At 74.2% G+C, this 19,344-nt stretch carries 12 protein-coding genes; 4 read left to right on the top strand and 8 right to left on the bottom strand.

The window, feature by feature from the left end; genetic code table 11:
• From MUK52_RS31490 to MUK52_RS31460, 7 genes are all read right to left on the bottom strand, one after another.
• On the bottom strand, window positions 1–972 hold the full coding sequence (locus MUK52_RS31490; RefSeq protein WP_284581859.1) for a GHMP family kinase ATP-binding protein: 972 nt from the start codon (window positions 970–972) through the stop codon (window positions 1–3).
• Window positions 962–2,458, bottom strand: a complete 1,497-nt coding sequence (locus MUK52_RS31485; RefSeq protein WP_114059221.1) for an argininosuccinate lyase — start codon at window positions 2,456–2,458, stop codon at window positions 962–964. The genes MUK52_RS31490 and MUK52_RS31485 overlap by 11 nt, the downstream gene beginning before the upstream one ends.
• 11 nt (window positions 2,459–2,469) lie before the next feature.
• Entirely contained in the window at window positions 2,470–3,756 is a 1,287-nt protein-coding gene (locus tag MUK52_RS31480; RefSeq protein WP_284581858.1) for an MFS transporter, read from the bottom strand.
• On the bottom strand, window positions 3,753–11,060 hold the full coding sequence (locus MUK52_RS31475) for a non-ribosomal peptide synthetase (RefSeq protein ID WP_284581857.1): 7,308 nt from the start codon (window positions 11,058–11,060) through the stop codon (window positions 3,753–3,755). Before MUK52_RS31475 ends, MUK52_RS31480 begins: the two co-directional genes overlap by 4 nt.
• A gap of 80 nt (window positions 11,061–11,140) precedes the next feature.
• Window positions 11,141–14,704, bottom strand: coding sequence for a non-ribosomal peptide synthetase (locus MUK52_RS31470; RefSeq protein WP_284581856.1), 3,564 nt, complete (start codon window positions 14,702–14,704; stop codon window positions 11,141–11,143).
• A gap of 351 nt (window positions 14,705–15,055) precedes the next feature.
• Window positions 15,056–15,277, bottom strand: coding sequence for an MbtH family protein (locus MUK52_RS31465; RefSeq protein WP_114059217.1), 222 nt, complete (start codon window positions 15,275–15,277; stop codon window positions 15,056–15,058).
• A 45-nt stretch (window positions 15,278–15,322) separates the two neighbouring features.
• Entirely contained in the window at window positions 15,323–15,586 is a 264-nt protein-coding gene (locus tag MUK52_RS31460) for a hypothetical protein (RefSeq protein ID WP_284581855.1), read from the bottom strand.
• A 157-nt stretch (window positions 15,587–15,743) separates the two neighbouring features.
• On the opposite strand from MUK52_RS31460, the gene MUK52_RS31455 reads away from it, so the two are divergent.
• The 3 genes from MUK52_RS31455 to MUK52_RS31445 are packed head-to-tail and all read left to right on the top strand — an operon-like array spanning window position 15,744 to window position 17,425.
• Window positions 15,744–16,802: a LuxR C-terminal-related transcriptional regulator gene (locus MUK52_RS31455; protein WP_284581854.1), complete on the top strand. Its 1,059-nt coding sequence runs from the start codon at window positions 15,744–15,746 to the stop codon at window positions 16,800–16,802.
• Window positions 16,803–16,856: 54 nt separating this feature from the next.
• The gene (locus tag MUK52_RS31450; protein ID WP_284581853.1) at window positions 16,857–17,126 is read left to right on the top strand and encodes a hypothetical protein; all 270 of its coding nucleotides are present in this window, start codon (window positions 16,857–16,859) and stop codon (window positions 17,124–17,126) included.
• Between the two features lie 26 nt (window positions 17,127–17,152).
• On the top strand, window positions 17,153–17,425 hold the full coding sequence (locus MUK52_RS31445) for a hypothetical protein (protein ID WP_284581852.1): 273 nt from the start codon (window positions 17,153–17,155) through the stop codon (window positions 17,423–17,425).
• Window positions 17,426–17,524: 99 nt separating this feature from the next.
• On the opposite strand, the gene MUK52_RS31440 is transcribed toward MUK52_RS31445, so the two are convergent.
• Window positions 17,525–18,091, bottom strand: a complete 567-nt coding sequence (locus MUK52_RS31440) for a TetR/AcrR family transcriptional regulator (RefSeq protein WP_284581851.1) — start codon at window positions 18,089–18,091, stop codon at window positions 17,525–17,527.
• Window positions 18,092–18,164: 73 nt separating this feature from the next.
• Between MUK52_RS31440 and MUK52_RS31435 the strand changes: the two genes are divergently transcribed.
• Window positions 18,165–19,340 (top strand): FAD-dependent monooxygenase, encoded by a 1,176-nt coding sequence (locus tag MUK52_RS31435; RefSeq protein WP_284581850.1) that lies wholly within the window; start codon window positions 18,165–18,167, stop codon window positions 19,338–19,340.
• Window positions 19,341–19,344: the final 4 nt, after the last annotated feature.

Raw genomic sequence — 19,344 nt, 5'->3', positions numbered from 1 at the left:
TCATGCCCCCCAGGCAGATTCGGTGCTCGCCCCGCGAGCCGGCACGGTGGTCTCCCGCACCGTCACTTCCATGGAGCTGGCGCTCCAGACGTCCCCGCGGCCCAGCGACCGGTGCACCGCCGTCGTCCCCGGCAGCTCGGCGCACGCCGCCAGCGCGGACCCGACCCTGGCGGCCAGCTCCGGGTCGTCGGCGGCGTAGAGGATGCCGAGCACCGTGCCGCTGTGGGCACAGGCCACCCCGAGCCCGCCGGTCTCCGCGCAGATCCGCCGGAGTTCGGGCAGGCTCCGGCGCGACCGGGCGGCCGCGTTGAGCTCCGCGCTGCGGGTCGCGACCCGGCCCACCGCGGCCAGGTCGCCGGCGCGGACGGCCGCGCACAGCTCGTCCAGCAGGACGGCGTACTCCGCCTTCTCCGCCTCGCCGACCCGGCGGGACTGCCGGTTGTGCGCGATGGTGTCGACCTGGCCGCCCTCGTCGTGCCCGACGATCACCAGCGGCGGCAGCATGCCCAGCTCCTCGCGGAGTTCGGCCTCGCGGTGGTGGTAGGCGACGATCTGGTCGTACATCACCCCGTCCGTCGGCTCGATCCTCCGCATGAAGGACTCGATCTCCGCCGCCCCGAACGCCCTGCCCACCGCCGCGCCCACCGCGCGCACCGTGGCCACCAGGTCCGCCGACGAGCTCGCCATGCCCTTGCCCTCGGGCAGCTCGCTGCTCAGCTCCAGCGAGCCGCCCCCGGTCCGCCCGGCCGCGGCCAGCGCCAGCTCGGCGATCCGCACCGCCTTGCGCTTGTGCGGCGGCCAGACGGTGAAGCCCTCCCGGCCGGGGGAGTGCCGGAAGACCGCCCGGCTCCACCCCGCGACCGGGAACGTCACCATGAAGTGCCGGTCTCCCTCCGGCAGCACGCCCTGGAGCAGCTCGCCGAACGTGCCGAACGCCGTACCGGTGCCGCAGATGTCGATCTCAGCCGCCATGGGGCTCGCGTGCGCTTCCATTCCCGTCCTCCCCCGTCGTCCGGGCGGTCGCCGCCGCCCGCTCCGCCCACTCCTGCACGAGCCGCTCGTGCTCCTCCTGCTGCGCCCCGAGCGCCGTCCGCACCGCGTCCGGATGCGCCGACCCGCTGGACCGCATCCGGCGCAGCGCCTGGCCGACGTCGAAGGCGTCGCCCAGCGTGGCCGCCGGGTCGGCCAGCTCGTGGCCCTGGTCCAGCGCGGCCCGGCGCAGCAGCTCCGGGTCGCCCTCGGCGGGCCTGCGGCCCGCCGCGACCGCCGCCACGATGTACCGGCCGGCGATCACCTGCGCCCGCCGCCACGGCACCTCCTCGCGCAGCGTCAGCGAGTTGGCGAGGGCGAAGCCGCCCAGGAACTCCCGCTCGCACACCTCGGCCATCCGGTCGGTCCGGAAGGACAGGTGCCGCAGCACCTCCGTGAACAGCCGCGTCGTGCTGCGCAGCGCCTCGAACGCCTGGTAGACGTGCGCACCCGCCTCCTTGGACACCTCGACGGTGTTGGAGTACGGCGTGTTGCGCTGCCCCAGCGTCACGTCGATGTGGAAGGACGACAGGTGCGAGCTGCGGCCCCGGATGCGCTCCAGGATCGGGAAGTTCTTCTTCTGCGGCATCGCCGAGGAGATGCCGGACAGCTCGTCGGGCAGGTCGATGAACCCGTACTCGCTGCTGCCCCAGGCGAGCAGGTCCGTGGCGAACCGGCTCAGCGCCACGCCCAGGACCCCGAACTCGGCGGTGATCTCCAGGGCCCAGCCGCGGGAGGCCACCGACATCAGCGCGTTCGGCTGGGCCCGCCGGAACCCCAGCAGCGAGGCCATCCGGTCCCGGTCCCAGGGCAGCTCCTGGCCGGACATGGCGCCCGCGCCCAGCGGGCAGGCGTCGATCCCGTCGTACGTGGCCAGGAGCCGGCGCAGCGTGTGCTGCACGTGCTCCGAGACCGCCGCCAGGTAGAAGCCCGGCGTGATGATCTGGGCGGCCTGGTGGTGGGTGTAGCCGGGCATCGGCAGGTCGACCGTGGCCGCGGCCAGCTCCCGCGCGGCCGTCTGGAAGTCCAGCAGGGAGCGCGCCGCCCCGATCAGCCGGTTGCGGGCGAACATCAGCTGGGCGCACGCCTGGAGGTCGTTGCGGCTGCGGTCCAGGTGCCAGGCCGGCACGGGCGCGGACAGGCCGTTCTCCACGTGGCGTTCCAGCGCGAACGCGATGTCGGACATGTTCGCCTGCTGCTGCCCCGTGATGACCTCGCGGGTGGCGCCGCGGAGCAGGCCGTCCAGCTCCCCCGCCTGCCCGGGGGAGATCAGCCGCATCCGCGCGTACTCGGCGACGAGCGTCCGCTCGATCTGCACGTAGTACGGGAGCAGGTGCTCGGCCTCGTAGGCGAACTGCGGGTCGAGCAGCTCGTCCCGCAGGAGGGCGCTGGGACCGCTGGATATGCGGCCGGAGAGTGTGTTGGTCATGCTGTACCGCCTCACACCGCTACGGGTTCGGCGTCGGGGATCTCCCGCACCGACCGGACACCGGAAAGAAGGATCACGACACCGGAGAGCAGGACGCCGATCGCGCCGAGCACCAGGGTCTGCTGGGTGCCGATGGCACCGCCGAGGAAGCCGCCGGCCAGGGCGCCGACCGGGGTCACGCCCATCACGGCCATCCGGATGGTCGCGTTCATCCGGCCCTGCAGGTGGTCCGGGGTGACCGCGGACCGCAGGCTGCGCTGGTTGACGTTGTAGATGATGATCATGGCTGAGTCGATGAAGTGCATGACCACGATGAGCAGCGAGGCCTCCGTCTTCGGAAGCTGCGTGGCCAGCGGGATCAGCAGGGCCGACAGACCCGCGACGCCCAGCGAGACGACCATCGCCCGCCCCAGGCCCAGCAGCCGGCTCGCCCGCTCGGCGAGCAGGGCGCCGACCAGGGCGCCGGCCCCGGCCGAGGCGAAGATCAGGCCGATGTAGAAGGGCTCCACGCCCAGCGTGCGGGTGACGAAGATCAGGAACACCGGCTCGATCACCAGCGTGAAGAGGTTGAAGACGAGGGTGGCGGTCACCAGGGTCCGCACCACCGGGTTCCGCAGCACCGGCTGCGCGCCCTCGGCGATCTCCCGCCACATGTTCGGCTTCACCACCGCTTCGCCCCCCGCCTCGGGGACGGCCGGCGCGGGCTTGGCCTCACGGTGCCGGATCAGCGCCGTGAAGACGGCGGAGACCAGGTACGTGACCGAGTTGACGATCACCGCGAAGGGCGCGGAGACCATCTGGAGCAGGCCGCCTCCCATCGCGTTGCCCGCGATGTCGGACGCCGAGCTGCTCAGCTCCAGCTTGCTGTTGCCCTCGACGAGGTCCTTGCGGTCGATCAGCAGCGGCAGGTACGAGGCACTGCCGATGTCCGAGACCACCGTGCAGGCGCCGACGGCCAGCGACACCGCGAGCAGCAGCGGGAAGGAGAGGAAGCCGCCCGCCCAGCCGACGGGCAGGAGCAGCAGCAGCGCCGCCCGCACCAGGTCCGTGAGGATGAGGATGGGCCGCTTCGCACTGCGGTCCAGCCACACCCCGGCGAACAGGCTGATGAACAGGTACGGCAGGCCCTCCGCCGCCACCAGGACGCCCATCTCGAACGGCGTGGCCTCCAGGGAGACGGCGGCGATCAGCGGAAGTGCCACGGCGGTGACCTTCGAGCCGAACAGGGACGCGGTCAGCCCGAGCCACAGGTTGCGGAAGTCGGCGTGCCGCCACAGGGTGGTTCTCCTGTCGGTCACGGTCGGGGCCCTTCCCGGTTGTTGTCGTACATGTCTCTCGCTATCTCCTGGGCGTGCGCGCCGCGCACGATCCCGTAGTGGTCGGTGTCGAGGTCGCGTACCGTCAGGCCGGATCCGGCCGTCCGCCCCCACGCCTCGGTGAAGCCGGCCCGGATGCCGTCGGTGCTGCGGTAGAGGCGCACCGCGCCGGGGAAGACGGGTGGCCGGTATGCCGCCGCGGCCCGCAGGTTCGCCCGGAACACCGCGTGGTGGCGGGCCAGGTCGTCCGGTTGCGGGGCGCCGCCGGGGTCCGCCCGGAGCAGTTCCCCGCGGATCACGCGCAGGCCCTCCCGGACCCCGCCGGCCGCGGCCGCCGAGGCCAGCGCCGCCGCCGTCGCGGGCGGCACCCCGCCGCCCCCGGAGGAGGCCAGCAGGTCCTCCAGGAAGTGCAGGAGCACCTCCGCCTCCGTGCCCGGAGCACGGCTGCCGTCGGGGTGGCCGCTGTCCACCAGCGCGAGCAGCTCCACCCGCTCGCCCGCGGCGGTCAGCCGGACGGCCATCTCGTGCGCCACGAGCCCGCCGAACGACCAGCCCGCCAGGCGGTACGGGCCCGCGGGCCGCACCTCGCGGACGGCGTGCAGGTACGCCTCGGCCATCTCCCCGACGCTCTGCGCGGGCGCGGTTCCGGCGTCGAGTCCCGCCGCGGCGAGCCCGTACACCGGCTGGTCCGCGCCCAGGGCCGCCGCCAGCTCGCGGTAGCACAGCACGCTGCCGCCCGCGGGGTGCACCAGGAAGAGCGGGTTCCGGGTGCCGGCCGCCCGCAGGGGCACCGCCGCCCCGGGCCGGGCGGCTTCGCTGCCGCCGCGGACCAGCTCCGCCTGCCGGGCGACCGTCGGGTGCGCCAGCACCGCCGAGACGCCCAGCCGCAGCCCGAACGCCGCGTTGATACGGGAGACGAGCCGCAGCGCCAGCAGCGAATGCCCGCCCGCCGCGAAGAAGTCGTCCTCGACGCCCAGGCCGTCCGCGCCGAGCAGCTCGGTCCAGAGGTCCAGCAGCCGCGCCTCGTGGCCGTCGCGCGGGCCGACGGCCGCGGCGGAGCGGGCGGGCGCCCCCTCGGCCGGCGCGGGGAGGGCCTTGCGGTCCAGCTTGCCGCTGCCGGTCAGCGGCATCGCGGCCAGCTCGGTCCACGACGACGGCACCATGTACGCGGGAAGCGCGTCCGCGGCGTGCGCCGAGAGCACCGCCGGACCGGCCGCGCCCGCGGCGCCCGGCCGCATGACCACGTAGGCGGCCAGCCGGTCCCCGCGCAGCAGTACCGCGCACTCGGCGACGTCCGGGTGGGCCGACAGGACCGCCTCGACCTCCCCGAGCTCGATCCGGAACCCGCGCAGCTTGATCTGCGCGTCGGTGCGGCCCCGGTACTCCAGCGCTCCGTCCGGCAGGTGCCGTACGAGGTCCCCGGTCCGGTAGAGCCTGCGCACCACCCCGGCGCGGTCGGTGTGCCGGACGAAGGCCCGGTCGGTCAGGTCCGGCCGCCGGTGGTAGCCCTCGGCCAGCTGGACGCCGCCCAGGTACAGCTCACCCGTCACCCCGCGCGGCACGGGCAGGCCGTGCCGGTCCAGCACGTACAGCTCGGTGTTGGCGACCGGCCGCCCGATGGGGACCACGCCGCTGCCGTCGTCCGTGCACCGCCAGTAGGTGACGTCCACGGCCGCCTCGGTGGGCCCGTAGAGGTTGTGCAGCTCCGCGGTGAAGCGGGACAGGAAGCGCTGCTGGAGGTCGTGGGGGAGGGCCTCGCCGCTGCACACCACCCGCGTCAGGCTCGTGCACGCCGCGGCGGACGGCTCCTCGACGAACGCCTGCAGCATCGACGGCACGAAGTGCACCGTGGTGACCTGCTCGGCCCCGATCAGCTCCGCCAGGTACGCCGGGTCGCGGTGGCCCCCCGGCGCCGCGAGCACCATGACGGCGCCGGTCAGCAGCGGCCAGAAGAACTCCCACACGGACACGTCGAAAGTCGCCGGCGTCTTCTGCAGCACCGGCTCGCCGGGCCGCAGACCGTACTCCTCCTGCATCCACAGCAGCCGGTTCACGATGGCCCGGTGGGAGACGACGACGCCCTTCGGCGTCCCCGTCGAACCCGATGTGAAGATCATGTACGCGGCGTCCCCGGGCCCGGCGGCCTCCGATCCGGCCTCCTCGCCCGCGCCGTCGGCCTCCGCCGCGTCCGGGTGCACCAGGACCGTGCCCGGCCCGGCGACCTTCGCCTCCCACTCCGGAAGCGTGAGCACCAACGGGATTCCGGCATCCGCCAGGATTCCGCGCAGCCGCCGCCCCGGGTGCTCCGGGTCGAGCGGGACGTACGCGGCCCCCGACTTCAGCACCGCGAGCAGGCAGACCGGCAGCTCCAGCGAGCGCTCCAGCAGCACCGCCACGAACCCGCCCGGCCGGGCACCGCGCGCCCGCAGCAGGCCCGCCAGCCGATCCGCCCGCTCGTCCAGCTCCCGGTACGTCAGCGAGCGGCCGCCGAACCGGACCGCCGGGGCGTCCGGCGTGCGCCGGGCCTGCTCCTCGACCAGCGCGTGCAGCACGTGCGTCCGGTCGTAGCGCCGGGCCGTGCCGTTCCACTCGCCGAACAGCCGGTGCTCCTGCGGCGACAGCAGGTCGGCGGTCTCGTAGCGGCCCTCCGGGTCGGTGGCCATGGCGGTGAGCGCGGCCGCGTAGTAGCCGTGGAACAGCCCGATCTGCGCGGCGTCGAACCGGGACGCGTCCCAGCGCAGCCCCAGGCCGAGCCCGCCGTGCACCGCGTCCCGGTAGAACTCCGCCCCGAAGGGGAAGTTGGTGTGCGCGACACCCCGCGAGTCGAGGACCTCCACCTCCGACTGCCCGTCCAGCTGCCGCTCGACGTGGAAGTGGGTGTAGTTGAAGAAGGACTCGAACGGCTCGGACACACCCGTGCACCGGATGATCTCCGCCAGCGGGTAGCGGCGGTGCCGCAGGATCTCCAGGTCCAGCGCCGCCGTCTCGCGCACCAGGTCGGACCAGCTGCCGCCGGCCAGCCGGCCGCGCACCGGCAGCGTGTTCAGGAAGACGCCCAGCGCCAGGTCGCCGTCCGCCTCCTCGCCCCGCCCGTTGTACACGGCACCCGTCACCGGGTCGTCCGTGCCGGTCAGCAGGCCCATCACCCGCAGGTGCGCCGCGAGGAGCACCGTCCGCAGCGGGACGCCCAGGTCCCGGGCGAGCGCGGTCAGCCCCTCCAGCACCGCACCGGGCAGCGCCTGCTCGGTGAACTCCATGACCGCGGCGCCCGCGTCCTGCGGCCGCCCGGCCGCCACGGCGCCCCGCGGCAGGCGGGTGAGGGTCGCGCCCTCCAACTGCCCGGCCCAGAACCGTCGGCTGCCCTCGTCCTCCACCGCCGCCCGCTCCAGCGCCACGTACGAGGAGAAGCGCGACCGGAGCGGAGCCGCGGACGGCGCTTCCGCGCCGGAGAGCGCGCGGCCGTAGCGCAGCAGCAGCTCGGCGTACAGGGAGCGCTCGCTCCAGCCGTCCAGGATCGCGTGGTGCTCGGTGATGTACAGCTGGACGGTGTCGTCGGGCCGCCGCTGCACGTGGAAGCGGATCAGCGGGGCCGTACGCCAGTCGAAGCGCCCGGCGTTCTCCAGCTCCCAGCGGCGCTCCGCCGCGGCATCCGCCGCGTCGGGCGTCAGACCGCTCAGGTCCTCGAAGGCGACCGGCGGCGCGACGTCCGCGTGGACCAGCTGCAGCGGCTCCCGGAAGCCGCTCACGTCGAAGGACGTGCGCAGGATCTCGTGCCGGGCCAGCAGCCCCGCCACCGCCTCCCGCCAGGCGTCCTCGCTGTACCCGGCCCGGATCCGGTACGTCGACACGTTGTGGTACTCGCTGCCCGCCCCCGACAGGTCGCCGTGGAACAGCATGCCCTGCTGGAGCCGGGTCATCGGGTACGCGTCGTCCAGGCCGTCCGGCAGCCGGTCCCGGTCGGCCGGGTCCAGCAGCGAGAACGGCGGGTGCGCGGCGGCCCCGGCGCCGCCCCCGGCGCCGCCCGTGCCGCCCGCGGCGGTGGCCGCCGCGGCCAGCGCACGGATCGTCTGGTGGGCCATCAGGTCCTGGAAGCCGATCCGCAGACCGGCCTCGCCCGCCAGGGCCAGCAGCCGGATGCTGCGGATGGAGTCGCCGCCCAGCGCGAAGTAGTTGTCGTCGACGCCCACCTGCTCCACGTCCAGCACGCGGGCCCACACCTGCGCCAGCACCTGCTCCGCGGGCGTGGACGGCGCCGCGCACGCGCGGCCCGATCCGGCCCGGGGGGCCTGCGGGGCGGGCAGCCGCCTGCGGTCCACCTTCCCGTTCGCCGTGAGCGGGAACTCCGGCAGCACCGTGAACGTCGACGGGACCATGTGGACGGGCAGCCGCCGGACGGCGTGCGCCCGCAGCGCCCCACCGTCCAGGGCTCCGGCGTCCGCCCCGGTCCGCGCGGTGACGTAGGCGGCGAGCCGGGCGTGCCCCTCCTCGTCCGTGTGCACCAGCACCACCGCCTCGTGCACCAGCTCGTGGCCGGCCAGAGCCGCCTCGATCTCGCCCGGCTCGATACGGAAGCCGCGCAGCTGGATCTGCGCGTCGGTGCGGCCGCAGTACTCCAGGTCCCCGTCGGGCAGCCGGCGCGCCAGGTCGCCGGTGCGGTAGAGCCGCTCGGCCGGATCGTCCGAGAACGGGTGCCGGACGAACCGCTCGGCGGTCAGCTCCGGCCGGTTCAGGTACCCGTCCGCCAGGCCCGCGCCGCCCACGTACAGCTCGCCCAGCACACCCGCGGGCACAGGCCGCCCCTGCGGGTCCAGCACGTACAGGTGCAGGTCGGGGATCGGCTCGCCGATGACGCTGCCGCTGCCGGCCTCCAGGTCCTTCAGGGTGATCGGGCGGTGGGTGACGTGCACCGTCGTCTCGGTGATGCCGTACATGTTCACCAACTGCGGGCAGGCGTCCCCGTACCGGTCGAACCAGCCGCGCAGCGACGCCGGCTCCAGGGCCTCGCCGCCGAAGACGACGTAGCGCAGGGCGAGTTCCGACGGGTCGCCGCCGGAGGCCTCGTCGGCCCGCATCAGCTGGTGGAACGCCGACGGCGTCTGGTTGAGCACGGTGACCCGCTGCTCGCGCAGCAGCCGCAGGAAGGCCCCCGGCTCCCGGCTCGTCCCGTACGGGACGACGACCAGCCGGCCGCCGTACGCGAGGGCGCCCCACAGCTCCCACACGGAGAAGTCGAACGCGTAGGAGTGGAAGAGGGTCCACACGTCCCCGGGGCCGAATCCGAACCAGTGGTCGGTGGAGGTGAACAGCCGGCTGATGTTGCGGTGCGGGATCAGCACACCCTTCGGGCGGCCGGTCGAACCGGAGGTGTAGATGACGTACGCGAGGTCGTCCGGGCCCGCACCGGCGGCGACCGGCGTGTCCGGGTACGCCTCCAGCAGCTCCCGGTCGGCCGCCGTGTCGACCACCGCCCCGTCGAAGGCGGCGCCCTCCCCGGCCGGATCGGCCCACCAGCGCGGAACCCCCCGGCCCGTCACGATCGTCCGCAGCCCGGAGTCCTCGACCATGAGGCGCAGCCGGTCCACCGGGTACGCCGGGTCCAGCGGAACGTAGGCCCCGCCCGCCTTCAGCACCGCGAGCAGCGCCACCACCAGCTCCGCGGACCGCTCCATGCTCAGCCCGACCATCACACCGGGGCCCACCCCGAGCCCGCGCAGGTGGTGCGCGAGCCGGTTGGCGCGGCGGTCCAGGTCGCCGTAGCCGATGCGGAGCCCGCCGTCGACCAGCGCCACCGCGTCCGGCGTGCGGGAGGCCCACTCGGCGAACAGCTCGTGCACCGGCCGCGGACCGGAGGCCGCCGCCGGGGCCGCCGCGGGCGCGGGCGCCAGGGCGGCGCACTCCTCCTCGGACAGCATCCGCAGGGCCGACACCGGGACGTCCGGCTCCGCGACGACGGCCTCGACGAGCCGCGCGTAGTGGCGGGCCAGGCCGTCCACGACGGACGCCTCGAACAGGTCGCTGCGGTACTCGAAGACCCCCCTCACACCCTCCGGGGTGTCCGCCACGTCCAGGGACAGGTCGAACTTGGCAGTGCCGGAGTCCGCCGCCAGCGGCTCGCCCTCGATCCCGGCGAAGCGCAGGACCTGGTCGCCGACCTCGTTCATGCCGAACATCACCTGGAAGACGGGCGACGACTCGGCGTCCCGGTCCGGGTTCTTCATCCGGACCAGCTCCTCGAACGGCATGTCCTGGTGCTCCTGCGCCTCCAGGACGCCGTCCCGGACCCGGAGCAGCAGCTCCCGGAACGTCGGGTCCCCCGACAGGTCGGTGCGCAGCACCGTCGTGTTGACGAACAGGCCCACCGCGGACGCGAACTCGGACCGGTGCCGGTTCGCGATCGGCGTGCCCACCACGATGTCGTCGAGCCCGGTGTAGCGGTTCAGCAGCAGGTCGAAGACCGCCAGCAGCCCGTGGAAGAACGTCGCGTCCGCGCCACCGCACAGCTCCCGCAGCCGCTCGGCCGCCGCGGGCAGCCCGAAGGCCAGCGAGGCCCCGCGCCGCTCCGCCGCCGCACCGCGCGGCCGGGTCGCCGGCAGCCGCATGACCGGCAGGTCGCCGGCCAGCCGCTGCTCCCAGTACGCGCGCTGCCGCGCGGCGGCCGGGCTCTCGAGCCACTCCTCCTGCCAGCAGGAGTAGTCCGCGTACTGGAACTCCACCTCCGGCAGCGCGGCGCCCGCCCCGGACACCAGGGCCCCGTACACCTCGGCCAGCTCGCGGAAGAGGATCTCGCAGGACCAGCCGTCGGAGACGATGTGGTGCATCCCCACCAGCAGCACCGACTCCTCCGCCGCCACGCGCAGCAGCCCGACCCGGAAGAGCGGGCCCCGCGCCAGGTCGAACGGCCTCGCCTCCTCCGCCCGGACCCACGCCCGGACGACACCGCCGGTGTCCTCCGGTGCGCGGCCGAACCTGGCGGCCGCGGCCGCCACGTCCGTCTCCGCCCACTCGAAGGCGGCCTCCCGGGCGACGAGCTGGAGCAGCTCGCCGTCCTGGACCGCGAACCGGGTCCGCAGCGCCTCGTGCCGCTCGACCAGGACGCGCGCCGCCTCGCGCAGCGCCCCGCCGTCCACGGCGCCGCGCAGCCGGTGGAAGAGCGGCATGTGGTACGTGGGCGCGTCGCCCGCGAGCTGCTGCAGGAAGTACATGCGGTGCTGCGCCCGAGAGGCGCGGAACTCGTAGATCTCCTCTGCGAGTCCCTCTTCGGCTGCGCCGGGCAGTCCGGTGTTCACGAAGTCCCCATCCCTTGGTGCGGGGCGGCCCGGGGGCCGCCGGCCCCCGTCCGCTCTCGTCGTTGTCGTCGCCGTACGGCTCAGCGCAGCAGCGCCAGCAGTGCCTGCATCTCGTCCACGCTCATCCCGCTGATCCGCGACCTGAGGTGCTGGTCCACCTCGTCGGCGAAGTCCCGCAGGCCCGGCGCGGCGAACACCGTCCGCAGCGGCAGCTCCAGCCCGAAGCGGGAACGGAGCCGGCCGGTCACCTTGGAGGCGATCAGCGAGTGGCCGCCCAGGTCGAAGAAGTTGTCGTCCGGGCCCACCGCATCGAGCTCCAGCACCTCGCACCAGATCTCGGCGACGGCCCGCTGCACGGGCCCCTCCAGCGGCGCCCGCCCGCCCGCGCCGCCTCCGGCCGCCTGCACCGGGTCGGGCAGCCGGTGCCGGTCGATCTTGCCGTTGGCGTTGAGCGGCAGCCGGTCCATCACCAGCAGGAACGGCGGCCGCATGTGCTCGGGCAGCCAGGCCGCCAGATGCCGGCGCAGCGCCTCGGTGTCGGGCGCCGCGGCCGGGTCGAGCGGCGTCACGTACCCGGCGAGCCGGTAGCCGGCCCCCGTCCGCGAGGCCACGACCACGGCATCCCGGACCAGCTCGTGGTCGCGGAGCACCGACTCGATCTCGCCCAGCTCCACCCGCATTCCGCGGATCTTGATCTGGTGGTCGTTGCGGCCGACGAACTTGATCGAGCCGTCCGCCCGCAGGTACCCCTGGTCCCCCGTGCGGTACAGCCGCTCCCCGGCGCCGAAGGGGCTCGCGACGAACGCCTGCGCCGTCTTCACCGGGTCGTTCAGGTAGCCGCGGGCCAGGCCGCGGCCGCCGATGTACAGGTCCCCGGTGACGCCGACGGGCAGCTCGTTGAAGGCGGCGTCCAGCACGTGCACCGTGTTGTTGTCGAACGGCGCCCCGACGCTCACCGCGCCGCTGTCCTCCGCGTCCGCCGCCCCGCAGGTGCGGATGGTGGAGTCGATGGACACCTCCGTCGCCCCCCACGTGTTGTGCAGCGCGCCCGGCATCGTCTCGGCGAACCGGCGCACCGCCGCCGGGGTGAGCGCCTCACCGCTGGACACCGTGTTGCGCAGCGCCCCGAGCGCGATCCGGTCCTGCGGGGTGACGGCCTCCATCAGCAGGTTCAGCATGCTCGGCACGGTCTGCAGCAGCACCGTCCGGTAGCGCTTGGCCGCCTCCAGCACCGCCTGCGGGTCACGGTGCAGACCCGGCTCGATCAGCGCGATCCGACCGCCGTACATGAGCGGCCAGAACAGCTCCAGAGCCGAGTCGTCGAAGGTCAGCGTCGTCTTGTGGAGCACCGTCTCGCCGGGCCGCAGCGCGTGCTGCTTCTGCATCCACACCATCCGGTTGACCCAGCCCTCGTGGGTGCTGGCGACGCCCTTCGGGGCGCCGGTCGAGCCGGAGGTGTAGTAGACGGACACCAGGTTCCGCGGGTGCACCGCCACCTCGGGCCGGCCGCCCGGAAGCCCCGCGATCCCCGCCCAGTCGGCGTCGACCCGCACGACGTGCGCCACCTCGGGCGCGGAGTCGGCCTGGCGGCCGAGCGTGAGGCAGACCCCGGCCCGCGCGTCGGCCGAGATCTGCGTCAGCCGGTTGCGCGGGGCCTCCGGGTCGAGCGGCAGGTACCCGGCGCCCGCCTTGAGGATCGCCAGCAGGCCCACCACCAGCTCGGGGGAGCGGTCCATGCACAGGCCCACGACGTCGTCCGGGCGGACGCCCAGGTTGACGAGGTGGCGGGCCAGCCGGTTGGCGCGGCCGTCCAGCTCGGCGTACGTCAGCCGCTGGTTCCCGAAGACGACGGCCTCGGCGTCCGGAGTGGCGTCGGCCTGGTCCTCGACCAGCGCGTGCAGGCAGCGGTCGGCCGGGAACTCCGCGGCTGTCGCGTTCCAGGCGTCCAACTGCGCCAGCTCGGCCGGCGTGCACAGCCGGAACGAGGCGAGACGGCCGTCCGGGGCGTCCAGGACCTGCCCGAGCAGCCCGAGGAAGTGCTCCACGAGCCGCTCGGCGGTCGCCCGGTCGTACAGGTCGGTGCTGAACTCCAGGTCGCAGTCGAAGGACCCGCCGGGCCGCCGCGTCACGAACAGGGTCGTGTCGAAGCGCGAGGTGGCGCAGTCCACCGGGACCGCCTCGGTCCGCAGCCCCTCCAGGGGCAGGTCCTGCGCCTCGTCGTCCTGGTACGCGAAGACGGTCTGCACGAGCGGGGAGTGGCTGCTGACGCCCTGGAGGCCCAGCCGCTGCACGATCTGCTCGAACGGCACGTCCTGGTGGTCCAGCACCTCCAGGCAGGTCCGGCCGACGGCGCGGACGTACTCGCGGAAGGTGTCCCCGGCGCGGTGGCGGGCCCGGAACGGCACCGTGTTGACGAAGAAGCCGACGAGCCCGTCGAGGCCCGGGTGGTGGCGTCCGGCGACCGGGGTGCCGATCACCAGATCCTGCTGGCCGGTGTACTTGTGCAGCGTCAGCAGGAACGCGGAGAGCATCGTCACGTAGACGCTCACCCCGTGGTCCCGGCTCGCCGCCGCCACGCGGCCGCCCAGTTCGGGGGAGACCGTGAACCGCACATGGCCGCCGGCGTAGGAGTGCACGGCCGGCCGCGGCCGGTCGGCGGGGAACGCCGTCAGCTCCGGGGCGCCGGCGAGCTCCCGCTCCCAGAACGCCAGCTGGCGCTCGCCGGTCCCGCCGTCGAGCCAGTCGCGCTGCCAGGCGGCGAAGTCCGCGTACTGCACGGCCAGGGGCTCGCCCGCCGCGGGCAGGCCCGCGCGGGCCGCCGCGTACCCGGCGCCCAGGTCCGCCAGGATCACGCCGGTGGACCAGCCGTCGGTGACGATGTGGTGGAAGGTGAGCAGCAGGTACGCCTCCCGGTCCCCGGTACGGAGCAGCGCCGCCCGGAAGAGCGGGCCGGCAGCCAGGTCGAAGGGAGTGGCCACGTCGGCGAGGATCCGCTCGCGGGCGGCGTCCTCCGCGCCGCCCCCGGCGTCCCGCAGGTCGGTGACGGCCAGGTCCACGGCCGCAGGCTCCGCGGCCTGCTGCACGGGCCGGTCGTCCGCCGCCGCCATCGAGCTGCGCAGCACGTCGTGGCGGGAGGCCAGGTGGTGCAGGGCAGCCCGCAGCGCCTCCACGTCGAGGTCCCCGTCGATCCGGTACAGCATCGGCTCGTTGTAGGCGGGGGACTGCGGGTCGAGCTGGTGCAGCAGCCACAGGCGCTCCTGGGCGTGCGACAGCGGCCGCGCGGCACCCCGTACGGCCTGGCGGGCCCCGGCGGCCGCGGTGACGGCGCCGGCGGACTCCGCCTCGCCGTGCACGCGGACGCTGCCCTGCAGGAGGGCCGCGAGCCGGGCGGGGCTGCGCTGCTCGAACAGCCAGGCCAGCGGAACCCCGCCGGTCACGCCCGCACGGATCCGCATCACGGCCCGGGCCGCGAGGATGGAGTCCCCGCCGTGGTCGAAGAAGTCGGCGTCGGGCGCGAACTCCGGCAGACCGAGGGTGTCCGCGAACACCCGCGACAGCCAGGCCGCGGTGTTCTGCAGCGATTCCTGCGGTACGACCCGTTCCTGCGGGTCCTGCGGAAGCTGGAGGGCAGCGTGAGAAGACAAGGGTGTTCCCCCGACGAGATAGGCACACGGCGCGAAGGCGCAGAAAAAGGACGATCGAGGGCAGGCGGAAGAGCCTCCCCCCGCTTCCGGGTCCCCGCAGGGCTCCCGGGCAAGGGTGGTTCGCCGCTCGGCGGCCCGAGGGGCGGGCGAGCGGTGGGCGGCGGCGGGCAGTGGTCGGGCGAGCGGCGCGCGGTGCGGGCGCTGCCCTCCGCACGGCTCACCGTGCGGAGGGGGCCGGACCGACGCGGGGCGTTCGGCGGCCCGCCCGGCCGGAAGGCGACGACGGGCCGGGCGGGCGGGCGGACCGCCGCAGCCGGATACGGCGACGTGGTGGGATCCGGCGGAGCCGGGTCAGCGAGCCGCCGGCCCCTCCATGGCCTCGACGAGGCTGGTGGGCCGCATGTCGGTCCAGTTCTGCTCGATGTAGGCCAGGCACTCCTCGCGCCGGCCTTCCCCGAAGACCGCGGTCCAGCCCTCGGGCACCGTGACGAACGACGGCCACAGCGAGTGCTGGTTCTCGGAGTTGACCAGCACCAGGTAGGTGCCGTCGGCGTCCTCGAAGGGGTTGCTCATGGTTGCTCCTGATCTCTTCCTGGGGCCCGCCGGGCGGGCGCCGCCTCAGGCGTCGCGCCCGGGCGCTCCCCAGCCGGTGTCGATGCGTGCTGCCAGGTTCTCGGCGCCCGGGGCACCCCAGCCGGTGTCGATGCGTGCAGCCAGGTCCCTGGCGCGCGGAGCACCCCAGCCGGTGTCGGAGACGCCGTCGGCCGCCTGCGCGGTGGCCGGCTGGGCGAGGCCGGCTGCCGTCGCACCGGCCGCGCCCAGCAGAACGGCGGCAGCGGCGAGCACACAGGTGTTCCGGACAACGGTGGTGAAGTGCCTCATTGCGTTCCTTAACAGCAGTTCGTGGGGGGAAACCTCACCGGAGTCCCCCTGCGCCCCCTGGCACGCCCACCACTCTTCCAAACGATCTCGGCCGAATCTTTGCCAGTGGTGGATCATCAACGTGCATGTCCGCATGATGAGCACTGGATGTACCTACGTGAACCCACACCAAACAGACGCAACCGGCGCCGGGCACCCCTCCGACGCCATGCGCGCCGCCTACCGCCACGCCCTGCGCCGGCCCTCCGTCACCTCGGAGGACGTCGCCGCTGACCTGGGCATCCCCCTGCCCGAAGCCGAGCGGGCCTGCACGGAACTGACCACCCTCGGCCTGCTGCGCGAGGACACCCGGCGGCCCTCCGCCTACGTCGCCGTGGAACCCGAATCCGCCGCCGAGCGCGTGATCGCCCCGATGGAGCGCGCCATCCGCGCGCAGCGCGCGGCCGTCGAGACCCTGCGCGGACAGCTGCAGGAGTACGGCCGCATCTACGAGGAGCGGCCCGCCCCCGGAGGCGGCCGCGAGGGCGTGGAGTACATCGCCGCGCTGGGCGCCACCAGGGAGGCCATCGCCGAACTCGCCGCCCGGTGCGAGACGGAGGTGCTCACCTCGCAGCCGGGCGGCGGGCGCAGGGCCGAGGTCCTCCAGGAGGCCATCGCCCGGGACGAGGCGATGCTGGAGCGCGGCGTCAGTATGCGCACCCTCTACCAGCACACCGCACGTTTCAGCCAGGGCACACGCGAGTACGTGGAGCGGGTCTCCCAGCGCGGGGCCGAGGTGCGGACGCTCGACGACCGGTTCGTCCGGTTGCTCGTGTTCGACCGCAAAGTCGCTGTCATCGGAGTGGAGGGCGACCCGGGCGCCGCGATCATCGTCCGCGAGCCGAACCTGGTCCACTTCATCCTGAGCACCTTCGAACTGTGGTGGGTCAGTGCCACACCGTTCCCGCTGGAATGGAACAACCAGGATGTAGCGGATATCTCCGAACAGCTGAAGCAGCGCATCACCCTGCTGCTGAGCGAGGGCCTGACCGACCAGTCCATCGCCACCCGCATGGGCATGTCCGTCCGCACCTGCCGCCGCCACATCGCCGAGATCATGGACCGCCTCGGCGTGAAGAGCCGCTTCCAGGCGGGCTACCTCCTCGGCGCCCAGCGCGCAGCCACCCGCCCGGACACCCCGCCCACGCCGCCGACGGGGGAACAGCACGCCGAATGAAGAGCGGACCAAGGCCAGAGCAACCCGGTTGACCTGCGCGGTTAGGATGCGGCCATGACTCACTCGGGGGACAGAGCGCACACCGTCACCACACGCGGCCAACTGGCCGCACTGGCCCTGCTGCTGGCGGCCATAGCCGTCCTGGCGAAATGGCACGAGGGCCCGGTCTTCTGGGTCGGCGCCCTCCTGGGCCTCGCCGGCCTCGGCGGCTACTTCACCCGCTTCGACAGCCCCCGCGGCGCAGCGCAATGGCTCCTCGCCGCCGTCGGCTTCTGCATGGTCGCCGTGTTCACCCTCCAGTTCCTGATCGGCGTCTTCGCCTGACCTGGAGGAGCCTGGCACGGTTCGCGGTGCCGGGCGGGTCCTCGCTGCTGTCCGACGGCCGCTTCGTGTGGCGCGCCGACCTGGCCCGGTACGTGGACGCCTACCACCTCGAACTTCCGGCGACCTTCCTCTCCTTCGCCGCCGGCAACGGGTTCTGCGTACCCGCTCCGGCCCGCGAGCGGCTGCTGCGCGTCTCCGAAGCCGCCATGCCGGCACTCGGACTCCGTGCGGTGGGAGGATCCGCCCCGGACCGGCGGGCGGCGCCGTCCCGGAGCGGCCGCCAGGCAGACCGGCCGTAGGGCCTGTATTGAGTTGTCCCGTGGAGCAAGGAGCGGCGTCCCGCGCGCCGAGGGTGCGTGCCGGGCGTCGCGACGCCGCGGGGCAACTCAATACAGGCCCTAACGCAGCGCGGCGGCGACCAGGCCCTCCAGGGCCTCGCGCCGCACGTCACCGCCGCTGACCAGTCCGTCGAAGACGAGCCCGTCGAGGCAGGTCAGCAGCGTGTGCGTGCGGTTCTCGACGTCCGCGACGCCCCGCGCGGCGAGGAACTGACGGACGGCCTCGCGGCCGGCGTTGTCGTGCGGCGTGAGGATCGCCCGCAGCTCCGGATCGCGCACGCTCTCGACGGCGCAGGCGTACCGCGCGAGCGAGCGGCGGCGGCCCTCGCCGCCGAGCCGCTTCCGGGCCAGCAGCGCCATGCCGCCCACCAGGTCCTCGGCGGTGCGCAGCGGCGGCATCTCCTCGGCCGTGGCCTGCAGTTCCGCCTGGTCGAGCTGGACCAGGCGCGTGACGAGCGCCGTGAGCAGGGCGGCCCGGGTCCGGAAGTACGCCGACGTCGTCCCGGGCGGCATCGCGGCCCTGCGGTCGACGGCGCGGTGGGTCAGGCCGCGGATCCCCTCCTCGGCGAGCACGTTGATGGCCGAGTCCGCAAGAACAGTGCGCCGATCCGAAGCCGTGGAAGCCATGCCCCCTTTCTACACCTGTAGACGCCCGGCTAGGCTCGCCTTCTACAGGTGTAGAAAGCGGGGAGGGCGCGACGTGGGCAGCACGGCAGTGGTGGTCGGAGGAGGCATCGGCGGGCTCGCCGCCGCGATCGGCCTGCGCCGCATCGGATGGGACGTCACCGTCGTCGAACGCGCGGCCACCCTGGAGGACGCGGGCGCCGGCATCTCCCTCGCCGCCAACGGCCTGCGCGCCCTGGACGAGATCGGCGTCGGCCAGGCGGTACGGGCCGCCTCCCGCGGCCAGTACACGGGCGGCACCCGCACCCCCCGCGGCCGCCGGCTGTCCCGGATGGACGGCCCGGCCCTGGAGAAGGCTGTCGGTACGCCGATCATGGGCATCCCCCGCTCCACCCTGCACCGCCTGCTGCGCGCCGCCCTGCCCGCCGGGGCACTCCGTACCGGCATGCAGGCGGCCTCGGTCGAACAGACCGCCCCCGACACGGTCCGGGTCGACTGCGGGGGCACCACCCTGCACGCCGACCTGGTGATCGCCGCCGACGGCATCGGCAGCAGGATCCGCAGCCGCCTCTTCCCCGACCACCCCGGCCCCGTCCACAGCGGCTCGACCGTCCTGCGCGCCATCACCGGCCACCCCGTCGGCCTGCACACCGACTTCGAGCTGACCTGGGGCCGCGGCACCGAGTTCGGGCACATCGCCTTCCCGGACGGGCGCGCCGAATGGCACGCCGTCCTCAGCCTCCCGCCCGCCACCCGGTTCGCCGACCCCCTGGCCGAACTGCGCCGTCGCTTCCACGACTGGCACGACCCGATCCCCGCCCTCCTCGACGCCACCCGCCCCGAAGCCGTCCTCCACCACGACGTGGGCGAACTCCGCACCCCCCTCCCCTCGTACACCGTCGGACGGGTCGCCCTCCTCGGCGACGCGGCACACGCCATGGCCCCCCACCTCGGACAGGGCGCCTGCCAGGCACTGGAGGACGCGGTCACACTGGCCGCCGCACTCTCCGGCACCCCCACCGTCGACGCGGCGCTCACCCGCTACGACGCCGAGCGCCGCCCGCGCAGCCAGGCCGTGGCACGGGCCGCCCGCCAGGCCGGGAAGCTGGGCCAACAGCTCTCGCATCCCGCGGCAATCGCCCTGCGGAACACGGCGATGCGCCTGACCCCGTCCCGCGCCTCGACCCGCATGATCCTCCGTCACCACACCTGGACCCCGCCCCGCCTGCCGGAACCCCCGGCCCGGCATTAGGCTC

The sequence above is a fragment of the Streptomyces sp. 2P-4 genome (assembly GCF_030167965.1).
Taxonomy (GTDB): Bacteria; Actinomycetota; Actinomycetes; order Streptomycetales; family Streptomycetaceae; genus Streptomyces; species Streptomyces globosus_A.
Note: the sequence above shows the minus strand (reverse complement) of the source record. Positions and strands in the feature narration are given on the sequence as shown.

What these genes read in the sequence shown, in the direction of transcription:
- MUK52_RS31460 (WP_284581855.1), bottom strand. Translation starts at nt 15,586, where the DNA reads ATGAGGCACTTCACCACCGTTGTCCGGAACACCTGTGTGCTCGCCGCT.
- MUK52_RS31490 (WP_284581859.1), bottom strand. Translation starts at nt 972, where the DNA reads ATGGCGGCTGAGATCGACATCTGCGGCACCGGTACGGCGTTCGGCACG.
- MUK52_RS31440 (WP_284581851.1), bottom strand. Translation starts at nt 18,091, where the DNA reads ATGGCTTCCACGGCTTCGGATCGGCGCACTGTTCTTGCGGACTCGGCC.
- MUK52_RS31465 (WP_114059217.1), bottom strand. Translation starts at nt 15,277, where the DNA reads ATGAGCAACCCCTTCGAGGACGCCGACGGCACCTACCTGGTGCTGGTC.
- MUK52_RS31485 (WP_114059221.1), bottom strand. Translation starts at nt 2,458, where the DNA reads ATGACCAACACACTCTCCGGCCGCATATCCAGCGGTCCCAGCGCCCTC.
- MUK52_RS31450 (WP_284581853.1), top strand. Translation starts at nt 16,857, where the DNA reads ATGACTCACTCGGGGGACAGAGCGCACACCGTCACCACACGCGGCCAA.